Annotated in this window: 17 protein-coding genes and 3 pseudogenes; 12 read left to right on the forward strand and 8 right to left on the reverse strand. The window is 67.2% G+C overall.

From position 1 onward, the window contains the following. The first annotated feature begins 1 nt into the window (after nucleotide 1). The 7 genes from CLG85_RS20080 (at nucleotide 2) to CLG85_RS20110 (ending at nucleotide 10,200) form a co-directional block, all read left to right on the forward strand. Nucleotides 2-985, forward strand: coding sequence for an aldo/keto reductase (locus CLG85_RS20080; protein ID WP_235865308.1), 984 nt, complete (start codon nucleotides 2-4; stop codon nucleotides 983-985). Between the two features lie 117 nt (nucleotides 986-1,102). Then, the gene (locus CLG85_RS20085) at nucleotides 1,103-2,791 is read left to right on the forward strand and encodes a glycerol-3-phosphate dehydrogenase/oxidase (protein WP_235865309.1); all 1,689 of its coding nucleotides are present in this window, start codon (nucleotides 1,103-1,105) and stop codon (nucleotides 2,789-2,791) included. Next, nucleotides 2,764-3,606, forward strand: a complete 843-nt coding sequence (locus CLG85_RS20090) for a class I fructose-bisphosphate aldolase (RefSeq protein ID WP_095881049.1) — start codon at nucleotides 2,764-2,766, stop codon at nucleotides 3,604-3,606. Before CLG85_RS20085 ends, CLG85_RS20090 begins: the two co-directional genes overlap by 28 nt. Continuing rightward, nucleotides 3,599-5,095: an FGGY-family carbohydrate kinase gene (locus CLG85_RS20095; protein WP_095881050.1), complete on the forward strand. Its 1,497-nt coding sequence runs from the start codon at nucleotides 3,599-3,601 to the stop codon at nucleotides 5,093-5,095. The genes CLG85_RS20090 and CLG85_RS20095 overlap by 8 nt, the downstream gene beginning before the upstream one ends. 19 nt (nucleotides 5,096-5,114) lie before the next feature. Beyond that, nucleotides 5,115-6,725, forward strand: coding sequence for a GMC family oxidoreductase (locus CLG85_RS20100; protein WP_095881051.1), 1,611 nt, complete (start codon nucleotides 5,115-5,117; stop codon nucleotides 6,723-6,725). A 265-nt stretch (nucleotides 6,726-6,990) separates the two neighbouring features. Further along, a complete protein-coding gene (locus CLG85_RS20105; RefSeq protein ID WP_095881052.1) occupies nucleotides 6,991-7,998 on the forward strand; it encodes a TAXI family TRAP transporter solute-binding subunit in 1,008 nt (335 codons plus the stop codon). Between the two features lie 120 nt (nucleotides 7,999-8,118). Beyond that, the gene (locus tag CLG85_RS20110) at nucleotides 8,119-10,200 is read left to right on the forward strand and encodes a TRAP transporter permease (protein ID WP_095881053.1); all 2,082 of its coding nucleotides are present in this window, start codon (nucleotides 8,119-8,121) and stop codon (nucleotides 10,198-10,200) included. A gap of 183 nt (nucleotides 10,201-10,383) precedes the next feature. Here CLG85_RS20110 and CLG85_RS20115 read toward each other — a convergent pair whose 3' ends face one another. The 8 genes and pseudogenes from CLG85_RS20115 to CLG85_RS20150 form a co-directional block, all read right to left on the reverse strand. Continuing rightward, on the reverse strand, nucleotides 10,384-11,316 hold the full coding sequence (locus tag CLG85_RS20115; RefSeq protein ID WP_260349911.1) for an isoaspartyl peptidase/L-asparaginase family protein: 933 nt from the start codon (nucleotides 11,314-11,316) through the stop codon (nucleotides 10,384-10,386). Further along, nucleotides 11,313-12,212, reverse strand: a complete 900-nt coding sequence (locus CLG85_RS20120; protein WP_095884083.1) for a polysaccharide deacetylase family protein — start codon at nucleotides 12,210-12,212, stop codon at nucleotides 11,313-11,315. The genes CLG85_RS20115 and CLG85_RS20120 overlap by 4 nt, the downstream gene beginning before the upstream one ends. After that, on the reverse strand, nucleotides 12,209-12,559 hold the full coding sequence (locus CLG85_RS20125) for an SDR family NAD(P)-dependent oxidoreductase (protein WP_311735015.1): 351 nt from the start codon (nucleotides 12,557-12,559) through the stop codon (nucleotides 12,209-12,211). The genes CLG85_RS20120 and CLG85_RS20125 overlap by 4 nt, the downstream gene beginning before the upstream one ends. 64 nt (nucleotides 12,560-12,623) lie before the next feature. Next, nucleotides 12,624-12,833: pseudogene (locus CLG85_RS20130) on the reverse strand (SDR family NAD(P)-dependent oxidoreductase); the annotation flags it as partial. A gap of 58 nt (nucleotides 12,834-12,891) precedes the next feature. After that, a pseudogene (locus CLG85_RS20135) lies at nucleotides 12,892-12,963 on the reverse strand (hypothetical protein); the annotation flags it as partial. Then, nucleotides 12,954-13,973: a ketopantoate reductase family protein gene (locus CLG85_RS20140; protein ID WP_095882626.1), complete on the reverse strand. Its 1,020-nt coding sequence runs from the start codon at nucleotides 13,971-13,973 to the stop codon at nucleotides 12,954-12,956. The gene CLG85_RS20140 and the pseudogene CLG85_RS20135, both read right to left, overlap by 10 nt. Beyond that, on the reverse strand, nucleotides 13,970-14,671 hold the full coding sequence (locus tag CLG85_RS20145) for a creatininase family protein (protein ID WP_095882627.1): 702 nt from the start codon (nucleotides 14,669-14,671) through the stop codon (nucleotides 13,970-13,972). The genes CLG85_RS20140 and CLG85_RS20145 overlap by 4 nt, the downstream gene beginning before the upstream one ends. Before the next feature lies 1 nt (nucleotide 14,672). After that, nucleotides 14,673-15,668, reverse strand: coding sequence for a GntR family transcriptional regulator (locus CLG85_RS20150; RefSeq protein ID WP_095882628.1), 996 nt, complete (start codon nucleotides 15,666-15,668; stop codon nucleotides 14,673-14,675). A 168-nt stretch (nucleotides 15,669-15,836) separates the two neighbouring features. Here CLG85_RS20150 and CLG85_RS20155 point away from each other — a divergent pair, with 168 nt between their 5' ends. The 5 genes and pseudogenes from CLG85_RS20155 to CLG85_RS20175 form a co-directional block, all read left to right on the forward strand. Next, complete coding sequence (locus CLG85_RS20155; protein ID WP_095882629.1) at nucleotides 15,837-17,408, forward strand: ABC transporter substrate-binding protein; 1,572 nt, start codon at nucleotides 15,837-15,839, stop codon at nucleotides 17,406-17,408. 104 nt (nucleotides 17,409-17,512) lie between these two features. Further along, complete coding sequence (locus CLG85_RS20160; protein WP_095882630.1) at nucleotides 17,513-18,487, forward strand: ABC transporter permease; 975 nt, start codon at nucleotides 17,513-17,515, stop codon at nucleotides 18,485-18,487. Further along, nucleotides 18,487-19,425, forward strand: coding sequence for an ABC transporter permease (locus CLG85_RS20165; protein WP_095882631.1), 939 nt, complete (start codon nucleotides 18,487-18,489; stop codon nucleotides 19,423-19,425). Before CLG85_RS20160 ends, CLG85_RS20165 begins: the two co-directional genes overlap by 1 nt. Continuing rightward, nucleotides 19,422-21,407, forward strand: a complete 1,986-nt coding sequence (locus tag CLG85_RS20170; RefSeq protein ID WP_260349912.1) for a dipeptide ABC transporter ATP-binding protein — start codon at nucleotides 19,422-19,424, stop codon at nucleotides 21,405-21,407. The genes CLG85_RS20165 and CLG85_RS20170 overlap by 4 nt, the downstream gene beginning before the upstream one ends. After that, nucleotides 21,404-21,654 (forward strand): annotated as a pseudogene (locus CLG85_RS20175) (carboxypeptidase M32); the annotation flags it as partial. The gene CLG85_RS20170 and the pseudogene CLG85_RS20175, both read left to right, overlap by 4 nt.

Here is a 21,654-nt window from a genome sequence, read left to right on the forward strand (position 1 = left end):
AATGATGACGCGCCAAATCGGAAGATCGGGGATCGAGGCTTCGGTGATCGGGCTCGGGACATGGGCGATCGGCGGTTGGATGTGGGGCGGAACCGAAGAGGCCGCCTCCATCGCAGCCATCCAGGCCTCGGTCGACGAGGGCGTGAGCCTCATCGACACGGCGCCCGCCTACGGGCAGGGTCTGGCCGAGGAGATCGTCGGCAAGGCCCTTGTCGGTCGGCGCGACAAGGTGGTTCTGGCAACGAAATGCGGGCTGGTGTGGCACACGACCAAGGGCAACCACTTCTTCGACTACGACGGCCAGCCGGTGCATCGCTACTTGGGCAGGAGCGCGATCATCTACGAAGTAGAACAGAGCCTGAAGCGGCTCAGGACCGACCGCATCGACCATTACATCACCCATTGGCAGGACCCGACCACCCCAATCGAAGAAACGATGGAGGCGCTGGAGATCCTGAAGGCGCAGGGCAAGATCCGCTCCATCGGTGCCAGCAACACCACGCCGTCCGATGTCACGGCCTATCTTGCCGCGGGTCAGCTCGACGCGGTGCAGGAAGAGTACAGCATGCTCAAGCGCGATCTCGAGCAATCGCTCCTTCCGCTCTGTCGCGAGCATGGGGTTTCGGTGCTGAGCTACTCGTCGCTCGCGCTCGGGCTGCTCAGCGGCAAGGTCGGGCCGGACCGGGTCTTTTCCGGAGACGACCAGCGCCGTGATAACCCGCGGTTCTCGCAGGACAACCGGCGCAAAATCGCGGCCTTCATGGACGAGATCGCGCTGATCGCCGAAACGCATGGCGCGACTCTGGCGCAGACGGTGATCGCCTGGACGGTGCAACAGCCCGGTATCACCTTCTCGCTTTGCGGCGCGCGCACCGCGCAACAGGCCCGCGAGAACGCGGCAGCGGGCCGCATGCGGCTGGAGCAGGCGGATATCACCGCGATCTCCACCGCCGCGGAGCGCCATCTCATCGACCTCGACGGCTAATCGCCCAGAGCCTGCCGAACCATCCAGCGCCGGAGAGCTTCTCCGGCGAACGGAGGAGTTATACCTTTGGAACGACACGACAGCTTCGACAAGATCCGCGAGAACGCCCGCTTCGACGTGTTGGTCGTCGGCGGCGGGATCAACGGGCTTGGTGTCTATCGCGAGCTCGCGCTGCAGGGCCTGCGGGTATTGCTGGTGGAGCGGAACGACTTCTGCTCGGGGTGCAGCGCCGCGCCTTCCAGGATGATCCACGGCGGCCTGCGCTATCTCGAGAACGGCGAATTCGGGCTGGTGAAGGAGTCGCTCGCCGAGCGCGACGCCCTGCTGCGCAACGCGCCCCATCTTGTGCGGCCGCTGCCCACCACCATTCCCCTCAGCTCGGTGTTTTCGGGCATGCTCAATGCGGCGGCGGGATTCCTTGGTCAGTCCGGAAAGCCCGCGCGGCGCGGCGCCCTTCCGGTGAAGATCGGGCTGACGCTCTATGATCTGGTCACCCGCAGGCGACGCGCCCTGCCCCCGCACAAGTTCCGCAAGGGCAGGGCCACGCACGCCAAGTGGCCGGCCCTGTCAGCTGAGGTGCGGTGCTCAGCCTCCTATCACGACGCCTGGATTTCCTATCCCGAGCGACTTGGCCTGGAGCTTGTGCTCGACACCGCGCGGATGGCACCGGAGTCCCTTGCCCTGAACTACGCCGAGATCACCCGCGACGGCGATCAATTCAGGCTCACCGATCGCGAAACCGGGGACACCCTGCCCGTGGCGGCGCGGTTGGTGGTCAATGCCGCCGGGGCATGGCTCGACGAGGTGCGGCGCGATCTCGGGGACGCCGCGCAGAACGACACCCCAATGGTGTCGGGGACGAAGGGATCGCATCTCATCCTCGACAATCCCGCGCTGCACGCTGCGCTCGGCGGGCACATGATCTTCTTCGAGAACTCTGACGGACGGGTCTGCATCATCTTTCCCTACCTGGGCAAGGTGCTTGCCGGCTCCACCGACATCCGCGTCGAGACGCCGACGCGGACCGCCTGCACCGAGCCCGAGCGCCGCTATATCCTGGAGGCCGTGGGGCGAGTCTTTCCCGATCTCCCGCTCGCAGAGCAGGACATCGTCTTCAGCTACAGCGGCATTCGTCCCCTGCCCCAAAGCAACCACGCCTTCACCGGGCGCATCTCGCGTGGGCATTTCACCCACCGGATCGACGGCGTGGTGCCGCAAATTTGCATGGTCGGCGGCAAGTGGACGACTTTCCGGGCATTTGCCGAGCAAACGACCGACGTCGTGCTTGCCGAGCTGGGGCACAAACGCGTGGCACATACCGGAACGTTGCCGATCGGCGGCGGGCGGAATTTTCCCGGCAGTGCCGCGCTCGCGCAGGAGCTTCGGCAACGCTTCGACATTTCGGAAGAGCGCGCCCGGCGCATGGCCGAGACCTACGGGAGCCTCGCGAATGATGTCCTGGCGTTCTGCGCCGCCCGCGCCGACGACCAGCTCCTCGCAAGCAGCGGAACCCTGACGGCCGCCGAGATTGCCTGGATGACCGCGCAAGAGCGCGCCCTGCACCTGTCGGACGTCGTGCTTCGGCGCAGCGATCTGGCAATCACCGGACAGATCAGCACCGAGTTGATCGACGGCATCGCCGACGCCATGGGCCGGGCGCTCGAATGGACGGCGCAGCAACGCGCCGCAGAGATCGAGGCGCTCAGGCAAGAACTTCACCGCTACCACGGGGTCTCCCCGCAGGTGCTGGACCAAAGATCAACGCAAAGGAGAACCGAATGCGCGTTAGCAGCAAGGCCCGCATGAACCGGATGTTCACGAATGGCGGGTGCCTCGACGTGGCGATAGATCACGGCGTTTGCAACGAGCCGAGCTTCATGGTCGGTCTCGAGGACATGGCCGCGGTGATGGACACGCTGATCGGCGCGCGGCCCGACGCGATCCAATGCGCCTATGGCCAGGCGGATCTGCTGCAGAGCCGTCCGGAGAAGGACAAGCCCGCGCTGGTCATGCGGATCGACATGGGCAACCCCTACAACGACCAGCGGCATCGGGTGATGTGGTCGATGCTGCAGAATGCCGACGAGCCGATCATCGGTGCGCTCGAGATGGATGCCGCAGCCGTGGTGGTCAATCTGTTCATGCTGCCCGATGAACCCGAGCTGTTCCGCCAATGCGTCGAGAATATCTCGCGCGTACGCGCGGCCTGCCACAAGTACGGCATGCCGCTGATGATCGAGCCGCTGGTGATGCTGCCCAACGATGTGCGCGGCGGCTATCAGGTGGATGGCGATGCGGAAAAGATCGTGACGCTTGTCCGGCTTGCCTCGGAAATGGGGGCCGACATCATCAAGGCGGACCCGACTGCAAATCCCGAGGATTTCCACCGGGTGGTCGAGGCCGCGCGGGTGCCGGTGCTCGTGCGCGGCGGCGGCAGGGAGGACCTGCGCCAGGTGCTGGAGAAATCCGCCGCGCTCATGGCGCAGGGCGCCAAGGGCATGGTCTATGGCCGCAACATCTATCAGCATGACAATCCGAAGGCCGTGGTCTCGGCGCTGATGGCAATGATCCATCAGGGCGCGGGCGGCGAAGAAGCGTGGGACATCTACAACCGTGGCTGACAACAGGACATATCTGCTGGGGCTCGACGCCGGCAACACCGTGATCAAGGCCGTGCTCTTCGACCTGGAGGGCCGGCAGATCGCCATGCACGCGCTGGACGGGCGGTCCTCGACGCCGCAGCCCGGCCATGTCGAACGCGACCTCAATGAGCTCTGGGCGAATGCCTGTGTGGCGATCCGCACCTGCATCGAGAGCGCTGGCATAGAGCCGTCGCAGATCGCGGCGATCGGCTGCGCGGGCCATGGCAACGGGCTCTATCTTCTGGACGGCTCCGGCGCGCCGCTCATCGGGATCCAGTCCCTGGACACCCGCGGACAACGCGTCGCCGCGGAGCTTGGCGACGCGTCGGGCGATGCCCTGCACGCGCTATGCCTGCAGAAACCATGGTCCGCTCAGACCCCCACCCTTCTTGCCTGGGTCAGGCAGAACCTGCCCGAACTTTATGCCGAGGCCGGGACGTTGCTGCTGTGCAAGGACTTCATCAACTTCCGCCTGACGGGCGAGTTGACCAGCGACAGCTCGGACATGTCGGGCTGCGGGCTGCTGCGGATGCCGGACTGCGCCTATGACGACACGCTGCTGGACCTCTACGGACTCTCGGACGCGCGCCCGCTTCTGCCGCGCCTCGTCGACCCCAGCGAGATCGCCGGACGGGTGAGCGCCGGGGCCGCCGACCAGACCGGTCTCGCCGAGGGCACACCGGTCATCGGCGGGTTCTTCGACGTGGTCTCCAGCGCCATGGGGTCCGGGGTGGTCGCCCCCGGCGAGGCCTCAATTATCGTCGGGACCTGGAGCATCAACCAGGTGTTCTCTTCGGCCCCGGTGGTGAATGACAGCGTCTTCATGGCTGCCGGCTTCGGCCCCGAGCGCTTCGTGAACATCGACTCCAGCGCCACCTCCGCCGCCAACCTCGAATGGTACGTGCGGGAATTCGTCGAGCGTGGCGGGCATCACCCCGATCCGTTCGGCCACTGCAATGCCCGGGTCGCCGAGGTGGTGCCGGCCGAGGATGACCCGCTGTTTCACCCCTTCCTCTACGGATCGGGCGAGGGCGCGGAATTCCGTGCCGGCTTCTACGGGATCGCCGGATGGCACACGGAAGGGCATCTGCTGCGCGCGCTGATGGAGGGTGTGATGTTCGAGCATCGACGCCACATCGAGACCCTGAAGCGCGCAGGTGTGTGCTTTGATCACGCTGCGCTCTCAGGCGGCGGCTCGCGCAGCCCGGTGTGGCCGCAGATGTTCGCGGACGGCATCCAGGTTCCGGTGTGCGTCGCGGAGGCGCAGGAGACCGGTGCACTTGGCGCCGCCATCGGGGCGGGCGTCGGGGCGGGGATTTTCGATACCTACGAGAGCGGCATCGCGGCCATGACCCGTGTCAGCGCGAGCTACAAGCCGGACCCTGCCATGGCGGCCCATTACGAGGCCCGCTACCGCCGCTATCTCGACCTGCGCGATGCCATGCGTCCGTTCTGGGCCCGCGGCTGAGCGAGCGGAGGCAGATATCATGACAAGGCCACAGCCTCTTGAAGGCGATTACGACTACATCATCGTCGGGGCAGGAACTGCGGGCTGCGTTCTTGCCAACCGGCTGAGCGCCGACCCGAAATGTCGTGTGCTCCTGCTCGAAGCGGGCGGGTCGGACAATTATCACTGGGTGCATATTCCCGTCGGGTATCTCTATTGCATCGGCAATCCCCGCACCGACTGGATGATGACCACCGCCGCCGAGCCCGGGCTCAACGGCCGCCGTCTCGCCTACCCGCGCGGCAAGCTTCTGGGAGGATGCAGTTCGGTCAACGGCATGATCTACATGCGCGGCCATGCCGCCGACTACGATCGCTGGCGTCAGCTCGGCAATCCTGGCTGGGCATGGGACGACGTGCTGCCCTATTTCATCAAGTCGCAGGACCACCACGCCGGGGCGAGCCCCCTGCACGGGGCGGGCGGCGAATGGAAGGTGTCGCGGCAGAAGCTGGAGTGGGAAATCCTGCGCGCCGTGCAGGAAGGGGCGAAGGAATTCGGCATCGAGCCCCGCGCTGACTTCAATGATGGCAGCAATGAAGGCTCGGGCTTCTTCGAGGTGAACCAGCGCAACGGCGTGCGTTGGAACACCGCCAAGGGCTTCCTGAGACCGGCGATGAGGCGCCCGAACCTTCGCGTGATGACCCATGCGGAAACCGAGAGGGTGCTCATCGAGGGACGGCAGGTGACCGGCGTCCGTTTTCGCCACAAGGGGCGCGTGCATGAAGCGTGCGCGAAAGCCGAAGTCCTCTTGGCGGCGGGGACGATCAATTCGCCCAAGCTGCTGGAGCTTTCGGGAATCGGCGATCCGCGTCTTCTTGGGGAACTCGGGATCGACGTCCGCCATGCCCAGCCCGGGGTCGGCGCGAACCTTCAGGACCATCTCCAGATCCGCACCGTCTTCCGCGTCAGCAACACGGTGACGCTGAACGAGGTGGCGAATTCGCTGCGCGGCAAGCTGCGCATCGCGGCCGAATACGCGCTTCGCCGGAGCGGTCCGATGTCCATGGCCCCAAGCCAGTTCGGCATGTTCACCCGCTCTGACCCCTCGCTCGACATGCCCGATCTCGAGTATCATGTCCAACCGCTCTCCACCGACAAGCTGGGCGATCCGCTGCACCGCTTCCCGGCCATCACCGTATCGGTCTGCAACCTGCGGCCGGAGAGCGTCGGTTCGAGCCATATCACCAGCGCTGCGGCGGACCGGCAGCCGGAGATCCGCCTCAACTATCTCAGCGCCGACGCCGACCGGCGCATCGCGCTGGCCTCCATCCGACAGGCGCGGCAGATCATGACGGCCCGTGCGCTGGCCCCCTATGCACCGCAGGAGATCCTGCCCGGCCCGGCCGTCGTGGGCGACCCGGACCTGCTGGAGGCGGCGGGCAACATCGCGACAACCATCTTTCACCCGGTCGGCACCTGCCGGATGGGAAGTGACCCGGCAGCGGTGGTCGACCCCAAGCTGCGCGTCAGGGGGGTGAACGGCCTGCGTGTGGTCGATGCCTCGATCATGCCGCGGATTGTATCCGGCAACACGGCCTCGCCAGTGGTGATGATCGCCGAGAAAGCCGCTGATATGATCCAGCAGTCCTAGAAGGGCGGTGTCACGCGAGCGACAGGACTGCCACTGCGGATCTGCCCCCGCGCGTGGTCCGGGCCGGATGGCGCGGCCCTATGAATCGCATCGATCCGAGATTTACCGTCCAAGACCTTTCGCACTCGGAGACCAATACACTGAAGGCACTCCTAAGCGCGCAAGTCGTGTCATCTATGCTTACACGAATGCGCTTGTGTGGACAGGGGAAGGGCCGATAGATTGCGGAGGTCTTAGGTACCTCAGTGACTTTGGAGAGAACTCTATGAAAAACCAGACGCTTTGGGCTGCGCTGGCGGTTTCTGCCGCTATGACTGCAGGCTCCGTCTCCGCGCAGGAAATGTCCTTCTTCCGCATCGGTACCGGCGGCACCGCCGGCACCTACTACCCGATCGGCGGCCTGCTCGCGAACGCGATCTCCTCGCCTCCGGGCTCGCGCGCCTGTGAAGAGGGCGGCTCCTGCGGCGTTCCGGGGCTCGTTGCCTCGGCACTCTCCGCGAACGGCTCGGTGGCCAACATCAACGCGATCGCCGGCGGCACGCTGGAATCCGGCTTCTCGCAGTCGGACGTCGCAACCTGGGCCTTCACCGGCACAGGCATCTGGGACGGCAAGGAGCCGGTCGAATCGCTGCGCGCCATCGCCAACCTCTACCCGGAATCGATCCACCTCGTGGCCAGCGCCGACTCCGGCATTGCCTCGGTCGCGGACCTGAAGGGCAAGCGCGTCTCGATGGACGAGCCGGGCTCCGGCACTCTGGTTGACGCCCGCATCATCCTCGAGGGTTACGGCCTCTCCGAGTCCGACGTTAAGGCCGAGTTCCTCAAGCCCGACCAGGCTGCAGACCGCATGCGCGACGGTGCCATGGACGCGTTCTTCTTCGTCGGCGGCTACCCGGCGGGCGCAATCGCCGAGCTGTCCAGCCAGCACGACGTGACCATCGTCCCGATCAGCTGCGACGAGGCCCCCTCGATCTGCGAAACCTACGGCTTCTTTGCTTCCGACACGATCCCGGGCGGCACCTACGAAGGCACCGCCGACGACGTGAACACGCTGTCCGTTGGTGCGCAATGGATCACCTCGGCCGACCAGCCCGAAGAGCTGATCTACGGCATCACCAAGGCGCTGTGGAACGACAACACGCGCAAGCAACTGGATGCCGGCCACGCCAAGGGCAAAGCGATCACCAAGGACACCGCCCTCAACGGTATCGGCATCCCGCTGCACCCCGGCGCCGAGCGCTTCTACAAGGAGGCCGGCCTGCTGACCGAGTGATCGGACACAGCTGACCACCGTCACGTCCGGGGCCGCGCATCGTCGTGGCCCCGGCTTGCTTTGGGAATCCGCGCCCCCGCCGCGGCCCCTGCCCCGACCACCTGACATCCCGGAGCCCCGATGACCCAGGACCGACCTCAACCGCTGACGGATGGTGACGACATCCGCAGCCTCAGCGCCGAAGAGCTTCAGGCGCTGGAAGAAAAATTCGACCCCGAGCTGCGGTTCCGGGTGCTGGCGAAACCGCTGGCCATCGCGGCCGGGGTGATCCTCTTCGCCCTGTCGTGTTATCACTATTACACCGCCGGTTTCGGCATTCCGCAGGCCACCACGCACCGCGGCCTGCACTTGGGCGCGACGCTGCTGCTGGTGTTCCTCAGCTTCTCCGCCTTCGGACGGAAGGAAATCCGCCCCTCGGTGCTCGCGCCTGGCGGGCTGCCGATCACGGATTGGATCCTGATGCTGGCCGGGGCGACAGCCGCGCTCTACGTGCCATGGATCTACGCAGACCTGGCGTTCCGCGTCGGCAACCCGCTGCCCATCGATGTCGCCATGGGCACGATCCTGATCGTGGTCCTGCTCGAGGCGGTGCGCCGCTCCATGGGGTGGCCGCTGCCGGTGATCGCGCTGCTCTTTATCGCCTACGCCTATTTCGGCCAGTACATGCCGGGCATCCTCGTGCACCCCGGCGCGAGTTGGTCGAACATCGTCAATCACCTCTACCTGACCTCGCAGGGCATCTACGGCACCGCGCTCGGGGTGATCGCGACCTATGTGTTCCACTTCGTGTTGTTCGGGGTGATGGCGACGCGGATCGGTCTGGGACAGCTCTTCATCGATATCGCCTCGGCACTGGCCGGTCGCTATGCTGGCGGTCCGGCCAAGGTCTCGGTCGTGTCCTCGGCGCTGCTCGGCTCGATTTCCGGCTCGTCGATCGCGAACACCGTCACCACCGGCTCGCTGACGATCCCGGCGATGATCCGCATCGGCTATCCGCGCCACTTCGCGGCCGCCGTCGAGGCCGCCTCGTCCACCGGCGGGCAGATCACGCCGCCGGTGATGGGGGCGGTCGCCTTCCTGATGATCGAATACCTCGGCGTGCCGCTCACCACGATCCTGACCGCTGCGCTGGTCCCGGCCTTCATGCACTTCTTCGGGGTTCTCGTGCAGGTTCACCTGGAGGCACGCCGCCTCGGCCTGCGCGGACTGTCGGCCTCCGAGCTGCCGAACGCATGGAAGGTGCTCAAGGCCGGCTGGCTGTCGGTCGTGCCGCTGGTGATCCTCGTGGCCGTGCTGCTGTCCGGCCGCACGCCCTTCGCCGCGGCCTTCTACTCTATCACCGCCTGCATAATCGTCTTGGCGATCCAGCAGATCATGGCCGGCGGTCTTGCCGAAGGCATCAAGGGCACCGTCCGCGGTGTCTGGGAAGGCTTCATCCTCGGCGCCCGCCAGTCGCTCGCGGTGACCGCCGCCGCCGCCCTGGTCGGCGTGGTGATCGGCGTCGTGACCCTGACCGGCGTCGGCTTCAAGATCGCCTACATGGTGACCGGCGTCGCCTCCGGCTGGGCCACGGAAGTCTCGGGCTGGCTGTCTGTTCTGCCGGTCGAGATCATGGGCGTGCAGACCCTGACGCTGCTCTTCACCCTGATCCTGACGGCAATCGTCTGCATCCTGATGGGCTGCGGCATCCCGACCACGGCGAACTACATCATCATGGTCGCCGTCGCCGCCCCCGTGCTGGGTCTGCTACAGGTGGAGCCGCTGGTCGCCCACTTCTTCGTGTTCTACTACGGGGTGCTGGCGGATGTGACACCGCCCGTGGCAATGGCGGCCTACGCAGGGGCGGGCATCGCGGGAGCCAACGCCTTCAAGGCGGGGAACACAGCCTTCCGCCTGTCCATGGGCAAGGCACTGGTGCCGTTCATCTTCGTCTTCCAGCCTGCGTTGCTGCTCGTCACCGACGGGTTCACCTGGTCTGCCTTCTTCCTCGCCTTCAGCGGCGCGGTCCTGGGCATCTGGGCGCTGTCGGCCGCGGTCTCCAATTGGTTGTTCGCGCCGCTCCACTGGCTGGAACGAGCCGTACTGGCCTTTGCCGCGATCCTGCTGGTCGCTCCCAATATTACGGCGACGATCATCGGAATCGTACTGATCCTGCCCACCGCGTTCCGGCAGTTGGCCGCAAACCGGCGACAGACGGCCTGACCCTCAGGGCCACCAAGAGCAGAGAAGCCACGTGGGAAATCACGTGGCTTTTCTTTGTGCCGCGGCGGATTTCTGCACGGACCACGCCTTTGCGACCATTGCGTCGTCCCAGGAGCGATGCAGGCGCCCGCCGCCGGGCCGAAATGTTTCGATCACGCGTCGATGCACGGCCGGCCCATCGCGTCAATCTTCGCGGTAGATGGCCAGGACAGGCAACTCTCCCTCGCGCACACTGGCGCGGTACATGCCCTCGCAGTTGAAGGGCATCGCGATGCTGCCGTCATGCGCCACGGCAACCACCCCGCCCGAGCCGTCGTGGTCGTGCAGGTCATTCATCACCACATGTGTCGCGGCGTCCTCCAGCGTTTCGCCAAGGAACCTCATCCGCGCGGCAATTTCGCTGCCCGCCGTGTAGCGGATGAAAATCTCGCCATGGCCGGTGCCCGAGACCGCGCAGGTGGCGTTCTCGGCGAAGGTTCCCGCTCCCGGCAGCGGCGTGTCGCCGACCCGCCCGGGCAGCTTGGCGGTCATGCCCCCGGTCGAGGTCGCGGCCGCGAGGTTGCCCGCGCGATCGCGCGCCACCGCCCCCACCGTGCCGTGACGGCGTGCGGGATCGTCGCTCTCCTCGCCCTTGCGGCGCATCTCCAGCGTCTCCTGCAGCGCGTCCCACCGCGCCTGGGTGAAGAAGTAGTCGCGGTCCTCGAAGGGCAGCCCGGCGTCGCGCGCCACTTGCAGCGCGTTCGGGCCGATGAGCAGCACATGCGGCGTGCGTTCCATCACCGCACGAGCGGCGCGCACCGGGTTGCGCGGGCCGCAGATGCCCGCGACGGCCCCGGCGCTGCGGTCGCGCCCGTCCATCACGCAGGCGTCCATCTCCTGCACGCCTTCGGTGGTGAAGACCGCGCCGCGCCCGGCGTTGAACAGCGGCTCATCCTCCAGCGCGCAGACCGCGGCGGTCACCGCGTCCATCGCGCTTCCGCCGCTCCGCAGCACCGCCTCGCCCGCCTCGAGCGCGCGGGCCAGCCCGGCCTCATAGGCGGCTTCCTTTTCGGGGGTCATCCGCGACTTGAGGATGGTCCCGGCCCCGCCGTGGATCGCCAGCGAATATGTGGTCATTTCGGTCCTTTCAGCCCGGCCTCTTCGGCGCAATAGCGGGCAATCTCGGCATGGGTGGCGACCCAGCAGTCGCCCGTGGCGGTGATGTGCTCGAGCAGCGCCTCGAGGATGAAGATGCGCGAGCGGTAGCCGGTGATATGGGGGTGCATGGTGAGCAGGAACAGCCCGCCCTCGGCCCGCGCCCCGTCGAACTCGCGGCGGAAGATGTCGAGCACATCGGCGGGCGGCGTATAGGGCCGCTGCGCGCCGAAGCGGTTCATCATGAAATAGACGGCGTCGTCGCGGATCCACTCCACCGGCAACTCGACGATGCCCGTCGGCTCGCCCGCGTCGAGGATCTCGAAGGGATCGTCGTCGTTGAAGAGCGAACTGTCGTAGAGCAGCCCCAGCTCACGCGCGATCTTCAGCGTGACCTGCGAGTAGTCCCAGGACGGCGTGCGCATCCCAACCGGGCGCGTCCCGGTGATCTTTTCCAGCGTGTCGGCGGAGCGCAGCATCAGCTCGCGCTCAACCTCGGGCGGCACCTGCGTGTTGCGCTCGTGGATCCAGCCGTGCAGGCCGATCTCGTGGCCCTCCTGCGCCAGCATCCGCTGTTCCTCGGGATGCAGCAGCGCCGCGACGGCGGGAACGAAGAAGCTCGCCTTCACGTCAAACCGGTCGAGCACCTGCTTGATCCGCGGGATGCCGCGCCGCGCGCCGTATTCGCCCCAGCCGAGCCGGGCGATCGAGGTGCCGCCGTCGCGCAGCTCGTTGGTTTCATGGTCGCTGTCGAAGCTGAGCGCCACGGCGCAGCGCGCGCCGCCCGGCCAGCGCTCCGGCAGCAGGCTGCGCCCTGCGCGCACCTGCCCCACCAGCCCGCGCCACTGCGCCTCGTCCCATTCGTGCGGCTCGCTCATGCGTGTCCTCCGTCCACGGACAACACCTGCCCGCTGATCCACTCCGCCGCCTCCGAGGCCAGGAAGGCCACGGCACCGGCGATATCCTCGGGCCGGCCAAGCCGCCGCGTGTGAATGCCGTTCAGCACGGCTTTCTGGCGTTCGGGGCCAAAGGCCTCCCACTGTTTCTCGGTCGAGGGGTTCGACAGCACGAAGCCCGGCGCAACCGAGTTGACGGTGATCCCCTGCGGCCCCAGTTCCAGCGCAAGCTGCCGGGTCAGCCCGACCAGCGCATGTTTCGCCGAGGCATAGGCCTGGATGCCCGTCAGGCTGGGTCGCAGCCCGGCGCCCGACGAGATGGTGACGATCCGCCCCGCCCCCCCGCGCCTTCATCCCCGGCGCCACCGCCTGCGCGCACCACATGGCGGCGTCGACATTGGCACGGAAGATGGCGTGCCAATCCTCCTCGGCGATCTCCTCGATCGGGCGCCCCACCTGGCCGCGCACCCCGCCAGCCGAGGTGACCAGCACGTCGATCCGCCCATGCCGCGCCAGCACCTCGGCGATCGCCGCCCCTGCACTGTCGCGGCTGCCCAAATCGGCGGCGTGCAGGCTCATGCCCTCGGCGCCGAGCGGCGCCATGCCCCCCCAGATCGATGTCGAGCGCCGCGACCTGCGCGCCCGAGGCGGCGAAGCGCCGTGCGATGGCGGCGCCGATGCCCTGCGCCGCGCCGGTGACGGCGACGACCTTGCCTTCGAAACTCAGGTGCATAGCGGCAGCATCTCCGTCACCAGATTGGCGGACTGCGTGCGCCGGCCTTCCTCGATGTCATGGATCAGCTCGACCATCCGCGCCAGCGCCGGCACCTCGATGCCATGCGTGTGGCCCAGCCCGACCATCACCCCGATCTGCGCGTCGACCTCAGTTCGGCGCTTGCGCACCGCAAGGTCGCGCCAGATGCCGGAATGGGTCTTCGCGGTCTTGCGGTTGTGCGCGACCATCTTGTCCATCGAAGCGTCGATGGCGGCGCGGTCCCCGGCACGAAAGGCATCGGGGTCGAAGCCGTTGAAGCCGAGCGGCGTGACGCCCTCGGCGGCAGCCAGCGACATCACCTCGTGGCCGAGCCGCGCGTAGACCTCGCGGTGCTCGGGCCGGGCCATGGCGTCGGACATGCTGTCGGGCGTCAGCGCGGTGCAGAAGAGCAGCGCGCCATAGCCCATCTTGCCCCAGAGATAGCCCCAGATGTTGTCGGTCAGCACCGCCTCGGGCTCGAGGACCGACAGCAGCGCGTGGACCTCTCGGGCGCGGTCGGTGATCTGCCCGTCAAGCTCGCCCACCGCCACCGCGGCCCGGTTGCCGAAGAGAATTCGCCCCGGCTCCAGCCAGTCGGCGCCGTAGTTGACGAAGCAGCCGACGGTATTTTCCGCACCGATCCGCGCCGCGATGACCCGCTCGTTGAGCCCGTTCTGCGCCGAGACCACGTACCCGCCCGGCGCCAGATGCGGCAGCAGCATCTCCAGCGCCGCCTCGGTCACATGCGCCTTCACCGCAAGGATGATGATCTCATAAGTGCCGGTCAGCTCCTCCGGGGTGCTGGCGGGCAGCACCTGGGTGAACTCCTCGACCGGCCCTTCGATGCGCAGCCCGCTGGTGCGCATGGCCTTGACGTGCTCGGGCACGATGTCGACCATGTGCACCGCCCGCCCGGCGCGGGCGAGATAGGCGCCGAGAATACCCCCGATCGCCCCCGCGCCCCAAATCAGGACCGGCCGCGCGCTCATGCCCAGTCCCCATCGAGCAGCGCGCGGGTCTCTTCCACGGCCACGGTCCAGAGCCGGTCGGTCTCGGCGTCGGGTTTCTGGTAGACCCCGCCGTAGTTGCCATCGCCGATCAGCGCGCGCACCCCGGCGGCGTCGCGGTCGCGCAGCCGCTCGAAGGGCACGAAAGGCTTCTGCATCTCGGGCAGCTCCCGCCCCGGCAGCCGCGTCCAGGGGAAGTTCTCCATCCAGCTCGCGTGGCTGGCCACCGGGTCGATCTCCTGCACGCAGGCCCAGGTCTTCGGCGCGCGCCACCAGTCATGGAAGCGGCAGCGGGCGCCCGGGTTGGCTTGCATCCATTCCATGGTGACCGGCTGCACCGGGCTGTTGCCGCCGTGACCGTTGACGATGAGGATGCGGCGGAAGCCGGTGGCGTAAAGGCTGTCGAGAATATCCCGCACCACGGCGGCATAGGTCGCGAGCTTCAGCGTCACGCTGCCGGGGAATGCCATGAAGTAGGGAGTCAGCCCGTAGGCCAGCGCTGGGAAGACCGGCACGCCGAGCGGCTCGGCGGCATCGGCAGCGACCTTTTCCGACAGGATCGAGTCGACCGAGAGGCTCAGGTAGGCGTGTTGCTCGGTGCTGCCGAGCGGCAGCACGCAGCGGTCGTCGGTCTCGAGGTATGTCTCGATCTCGAACCAGTTGCTTTCCGAAATCCTCAAGTCAGTCTTCCTTCTTGCTGGTCAGTCGCAGGCGATGGTCCTCGATGGCCGGCAGAAGCTCGGACCGGACGGACTTGTTGTCGGGGGTGTGGCGATACTCAAAGGCGGTCTGACCGGGCCGCAGCCCTTCGCGCAGGTAGTCGGTCCCGGTGGCATAGACGAGCACGTCACCCTCGGCGATCAGCGCCTCGGCGCCCGGCTCGCCGCGCACCGCCATGGAGACATCGGAGACATGCGGCGCAAAGCGCCGGATGCCCGCCTTCATGATGGTGACGAACTCGGGGAAATAGGAATAGCCGACGACCCTCGCATCGGTGGGCAGCGAAGCCAGCGCCACCCGCGTCGCCTCGTCCGGGATCAGCGTCAGACCGTAGACCGCCGCCTCGGGAAACAGCTCGCGCGCCGCGCCGAGCAGCGTGCGGGGCGCGACCACGACGTCGATCCCCTGCGGCGGCGCGCCGCGCAGCTCCGACAGCACGCCCGAGATCATCTCATCGCCGTCCGCCAGACGCGGGCGCAGCGCGGCGGCATAGGCCTCGGTCGCATCGTGGAAATTGCCGAGCATCAGCAATCGCAGCGACCGGCGCTTGCGGGACTGCGCGGTAGAGACGCGCGTGGCCAGATCGTCGGCGCTGAAGCCGCAGTGCTGCCCCACCCGGATCAGCTCGGCGATCAACTCGTCGAGTCTGCGCAACTGCGAGGCGCAGGTGACCCCCGCCCCGGCGGCGACGAAGGTGCCCGAGCCGACGCGCCCCTCGATGTGCCCCGCCTCCTGCAGCGTTGCGTAAACCGTGCTGACGGTGACCGGCGAAATGCCGAGCCGCGCCGCCATCACCCGCACAGACGGAAGCCGCGCGCCGGCGGGAAGCTCGCCCGAGGCGATGCCGAATTCCAGCGCCCCGCGCAGCTGCACAGAGACCTGCACCGACGAATCGCGGTCGATCGCCTCGGCGATGCGGTTCAGGGATTGATCGAGTTGGGCCTGTTTCCTGCTCATTTCGTCACAATGCATTTAAACACTTTAACTGCCAAGTGTTATGTTTTTCCCTGCACATTATTCGTGCATACCATCCTCACCCAATCACTCGTATCAACATTTCCTTGACCGTATCAATATCTGACCACAGTGTAACAACATCAAATAACACAATAAGGGAGTTTCAAGATGACACGAGCGACACTCAAGTCCGCCGTCGCGGCTTTGGCCCTGCTGGGGACAGCATCGACGGCCATGGCGGACGATCTGGTGATCGGCCTGCGCGCCGGCCCCGATTCCATTGACCCGCATTGGTCCACCCTCGGCAGCCAGGCCGAAGCCCTGCGCCACATCTACGACACGCTGGTCGACGTGGATGACAACCTGCAGCTAAAGCCGGGTCTCGCCCTGTCCTGGGAAGCCGTGGATGACACGACCTGGGACTTCAAGCTGCGCGAAGGCGTGAAATTCCACGACGGCAGCGACTTCACCGCCGAGGACGTGAAATTCTCGATCGAGCGCATCCCCGAAGTCACCGGCCCGATGTCGATGACGCTCTACACCAAATACGTCGACAGCGTCGAAGTGGTGGACGACTACACGCTGCGAATTCACACCAAGGGCATCGCCCCGGCCCTGCCGAACGACTTCACCCGCCTGTTCGTCGTGCCCTCCGAGACCGGCATGGAAGCGCGCAACGAGGAGTTCAACTCTGGCGCCAAGGCGATCGGCACCGGCCCCTACACCTTTGTCTCCTGGCAGCCCAAGGGCGATCTCGTGCTCGAGAAATTCGACGGCTACTGGGCCGAGACGCCGGAATGGGACAAGGTCATCCGCAAGGAGATCCCCGACGATGCCGCCCGCGTCGCCGCGCTGCGCTCGGGCGAGGTCGACATGATCAACTACGTGCCCGCCTCCGACTACCTGGCAATGAAGAACGATTCCGGTCTCGAGACCTTCATCTCGGACTCGGTCTACATCCTCAACGTGCAGCCCTCGGTCGTCGATGAAGAGCCGCAGCCGATCACGCTCAACGGCGAGCCGGTCGACGGCAACCCGCTGCAGGATGTGCGCGTGCGCAAGGCGCTGGACCTCGCGATCAACCGCGACGTGCTGGTCAATGTCGTCCTCGAAGGCCTCGGCACCCCCGCCAACCAGCTGATGCCCGAGGGCTTCTTCGGCTACTCCGACAAGATCGGCGCCCGCGAGTACGACATCGAGCAGGCCAAGGCCCTGCTGGCCGAAGCCGGCTATCCCGACGGGTTCGAGATCGACTTCACCTGCACCAACAACCGGGTTCCCGGTGACGCCGTGGTCTGCGAGGCCCTGGCCCAGATGTGGTCGCGCCTCGGGCTGAAGGTGAAGGCGCAGGCGCTCAATGGCACCGTTTTCTTCCCGGCCGCGGCGCGGAAGGAATACACCATGGCCATGTCCGCCTGGGGCACGCTGACCGGCGAGGCGGCCTACACTTACGGCGCGCTCGCCCACAGCCCGGACGAGGAAAAGGGCTTCGGCAACTTCAACCGCACCGGCTATTCGAACCCCGAGTTCGACAAGGTCTTCGACGAGGGCGCGCAGACGCTCGACCCCGAGGCGCGCCGCAAGCTCTATGAAGAAGCCTCCTATATCGCGATGGAAGACCGGGCTCTGATCCCGACGGTCATCCTGCAGACGGTCTGGGCGGCGGACGCCGCCTCGCTGACCTTCGCGCCGCGCGTCGACCAGGAGACCCGCGCCTACGAGATCTGGCCGGCCAAGTGATCCGGACGCACCACTGATAAAGGGGGGCGCCCACCCGGGCGCCCCTGCCTGCAACCGCGCGGCGGGCCGCTTCCGCCGCGCGCCGTCACCGACAAGGGGCCCCAATGCTAGGATATCTCGCCAGGCGTCTCGCCCAGGCCGTGGTCGTGGTCTTTGCCATGTCGATCATCGTCTTCGTCGGCGTCTACGCCATCGGCAACCCGATCGACGTGCTGATCGACCCCGGCGCGACACAGGAGATCCGCGCCAAGCTGATCGCCCAGTACGGGCTCGACCAACCGCTCTGGCGGCAGTATTTCACCTTCCTCGCCAATGTCGCGCAGGGCGATCTCGGCACCTCGATGGTCTACAACATCCCGGTGGTCGACCTGGTCTTCTCGCGCCTTCCCGCGACGCTGGAGCTGGTCTTCGTGTCTGTCTGCATCGCGACCTTCATCGGCATACCGGCTGGGCTCTACGCCGGCTACAAGCCGGGCAGCCTCGCCGCCCGCGCGATCATGGCGCTTTCGGTGCTGGGCTTTTCGGTGCCGACCTTCTGGATCGGCATGCTGCTGATCATGGCCTTCGCGGTGAACCTCGGCTGGCTGCCCTCGGGCGGGCGCGGCGATGTCGGCAGTCTCTTCGGCATCCCCACCTCGCTGGCCACCGCCGACGGCTGGAGCCACGTGATCATGCCCGCACTGAACCTGTCGCTGTTCAAGATGGGCCTGCTGATCCGCCTGACCCGCGCCGGCATGGTCGAGGCGATGCAGACCGACTACGTGAAATTCGCCCGCGCGCAGGGGCTGCCCGACCGGCAGATCGTGTTCAACCACGTGCTGCGCAATATCTCGATCCCGATCGTCACGGTCTTTGGCCTCGAGCTCGGCTCGACCCTCGCCTTCGCCGTGGTCACCGAGAGCGTCTTTACCTGGCCCGGCGTCGGCAAGCTGATCATCGACTCGATCCTGCAGCTCGACCGGCCGGTGATGGTCACCTACCTGGTGCTGGTGGTGATCCTCTTCGTGCTGATCAACCTCGTGGTCGATCTTGTCTACGCTCGGCTCGACCCGCGCGTGCGCCTCAAGGGGAAAGCCTGATGTCCGACACCGCTTCCATGGCGCAGGCCACCCTGCCCCTGCCACCCACGCCCGAGACCGAAACCCGCGCGCAGCGGTTGCGCAACTTCTGGGCCGACTACCGCCGCTCGCCGGTGGCCGTGGCCTCGCTGGTGGTGATCCTGCTGCTGGCCTTCGTCTCCTTCGGCGCGCCGCTGGTCTCGCCGCAGGATCCCTACGACATGGCCGCGCTCGACTGGATGGACGCCTTCCTGCACCCCGGCGAGACCGGCTCGGGCGGCTACACCCACCTTCTTGGCACCGACAACGCCGGGCGCGACATGCTCTCGGCGATCTTCTACGGGCTGCGCACCAGCTTCGTGATCGGCCTCTCCGCCGGGGCGCTGGCGCTCTTCACCGGCATTTGCGTCGGGCTCACCGCGGCCTATTTCGGCGGCCGGGTGGAAAGCCTGCTGATGCGCATCGTCGATCTGCAGCTGTCGATGCCCGCGATCCTGCTGGCGCTGGTGCTGGTTGCGATGCTGGGACAGGGCGTCGGGCAGATCATCCTGGCGCTGGTCGTCGCGCAATACGCCTATTTCGCCCGCACCACCCATGGCGCCGCCACCGTCGAGCGCAGCAAGGACTACATCGAGGCCGCGCGCTCGACGCCGCTGCCGACCCGCCGCGTGCTGTTCCGCCACCTGCTGCCCAACGTCATGCCGCCGCTGATCGTGGTCGCCACGGTGCAGGTCGCCAGCGCCATCGCGCTCGAGGCCACGCTCTCCTTCCTCGGGGTCGGCCTGCCGCTGACCGAGCCCTCGCTCGGCTCGCTGATCTCGAACGGCTTCAAGTACATCCACTCGGACCGCTACTGGCTGTCCATCTATCCGGGGATATTCCTGATGATCACCGTGGTTGCGATCAATCTCGTCGGGGACCAGGTGCGCAGCGTGCTCGACCCGCGGAGGCAACGATGACCGCCGCGCTCGAGGTCCGCGGTCTCACCACCCGCTTCGAGACCCGCAAGGGCCCGGTCACCGCCGTCAACGACGTCAGCTTCTCGGTGCAGCCGGGGCGCATCATGGGGCTGGTCGGCGAAAGCGGTTCGGGCAAGAGCGTCACCGGCTTTTCGGTGCTCGGGCTGATCGACGAGCCGGGGCGCGTCACTGGCGGGCAGGTGCTGGTGCAGGGGACCGACCTGCGCGCGCTGCCGCCCGACGCGCTGCGCCGGATGCGCGGCAGCAAGGTCTCGATGGTCTTCCAGGACCCGATGATGACGCTGAACCCGGTGCTGCGCGTCGGCGACCAGATGGCCATGGCGGTGCGGGTGCACGAGAAGATGAGCAAGCGCGCCGCCTGGGACCGCGCCCGGCAGGCGCTCGAGACCGTGGGCATCCCCGCCCCCGCCGAGCGGCTGCAGGCCTATCCGCACCAGCTTTCGGGAGGGATGCGCCAGCGCGTCGCCATCGCCATGGCGCTGCTGCACCGTCCCGCGGTGATCATCGCCGACGAGCCGACCACCGCGCTCGACGTGTCGATCCAAGGGCAGATCCTTGCCGAGGTGCGCCGGCTAGCCGACGAGACCGGCACGGCAATCGTCTGGGTCACCCATGACCTTGCCGTGATCTCCTCGCTCGCCGACGACATCTCGGTGATGTACGCCGGGCGCATCGTCGAGAGCGGCACCGCCGAGCAGGTGATTGGCAGCCCGCGTCACCCCTACACCCGCGGGCTCATCGACAGCGTACCAAGCCTGCACGAACCCGGCGCCAAGCTGCCGCAGATCCCCGGCGCGACCCCGCAGCTGGCGAACCTGCCCTCCGGCTGCCCGTTCCGCCCGCGCTGCGCCTTCGCCACCGAGGCCTGCGCCAGCCCCCCCTCCCCTGCACGAGGCGCATGGGCGCCACGTCCTGTGCCATCATCCGCTGGAGGCGATATGACCGACCCCTTGCTGAAGATCGACACCGTCTCGAAGCGGTTCAGCCGCAAGCCGGGCCTGCTGGGCCGCGGCATCGACCGGATCACCGGCCGCAGCTCGGAAAGCACCGTGCACGCGCTGACCGATGTGTCGCTCGAGGTGACGCGCGGCGAGGTTCTGGGCATCGTCGGCGAATCCGGCTGTGGCAAGTCCACCCTCGGGCGGATCGTCGCGGGCATCTACGCCCCGACCGAGGGCGCGGTCACGCTGGACGGCACTCCGGTGGCCCGCGGTTCGGACCACGGCATCGAGAAGCTGACCACCCGTGTGCAGATGATCCACCAGGATCCCTTCGCCAGTCTCAACCCGCGCATGAAGGTCGGCGAGACCATCGCCGAGGGACCGCGCGTGCACCGCATCGTCGAGCCCGCCCGCCTGCGCGCCCGGGTCGCGGAATTGCTGGAGCAGGTCGGGCTCGAGGGCGCCTATGCAGACCGCCTGCCGCACCAATTCTCGGGCGGCCAGCGCCAGCGCATCGCCATCGCCCGTGCCCTCGCCATGGAGCCCGAACTTCTGGTGCTCGACGAGGCCGTCGCCTCGCTCGACGTGTCGATCCAGGCGCAGGTGCTCAACCTCTTCATCGACCTGCGGCGCGAGCTGGACCTCACCGCGCTGTTCATCAGCCACGACCTTTCCGTGGTGCGCCACGTCTGCGACCGGGTGGCGATCATGTACCTTGGCCGGGTGGTCGAGCTGACCAGTGCCGCGCGGCTCTACGCGCGGCCGATGCACCCCTATACCGAGGCGCTCTTCGCCTCGGTGCCCACGCTCGGCACCGGCCGCGCCGCCTTCCACCCGATCAAGGGCGAGATCCCCTCGCCGCTGAACCCGCCCAAGGGCTGCGCCTTCCATCCGCGCTGCCCCCTCGCCGGCCCGCGCTGCCGCATCGAGGTTCCCCGGCTCGCGGCCCCCGAGACCGGCCATTCCGTCGCCTGCCACCTGCATGATGGCGGCACCGGCGCGGCGGAGGCGGCAGCATGACCAGCGAGCTCTCGACCCGTGTCGCCCGACTCAACGACGTCCTCTGCAGCGTCAACGCGCTGCAATGGGACGCACGGGTGATGATGCCGCGCGGCGGGGCGGAAACCCGCGGCCACCAGCTTGCCACGCTCAAGGGCATCGCCCGCGAGATGATCCTCGATCCGGCAATGGAAGCCGCGGCAGAGGCGGCGCTCGGCACCGGCGAGGATGCCGCGGCGCAGGCGGTTCTGGCCGCGCGCCGCTGGCA

The sequence above is a fragment of the Alloyangia mangrovi genome, from assembly GCF_002300555.2.
Classification (GTDB): Bacteria; Pseudomonadota; Alphaproteobacteria; order Rhodobacterales; family Rhodobacteraceae; genus Salipiger; species Salipiger mangrovi.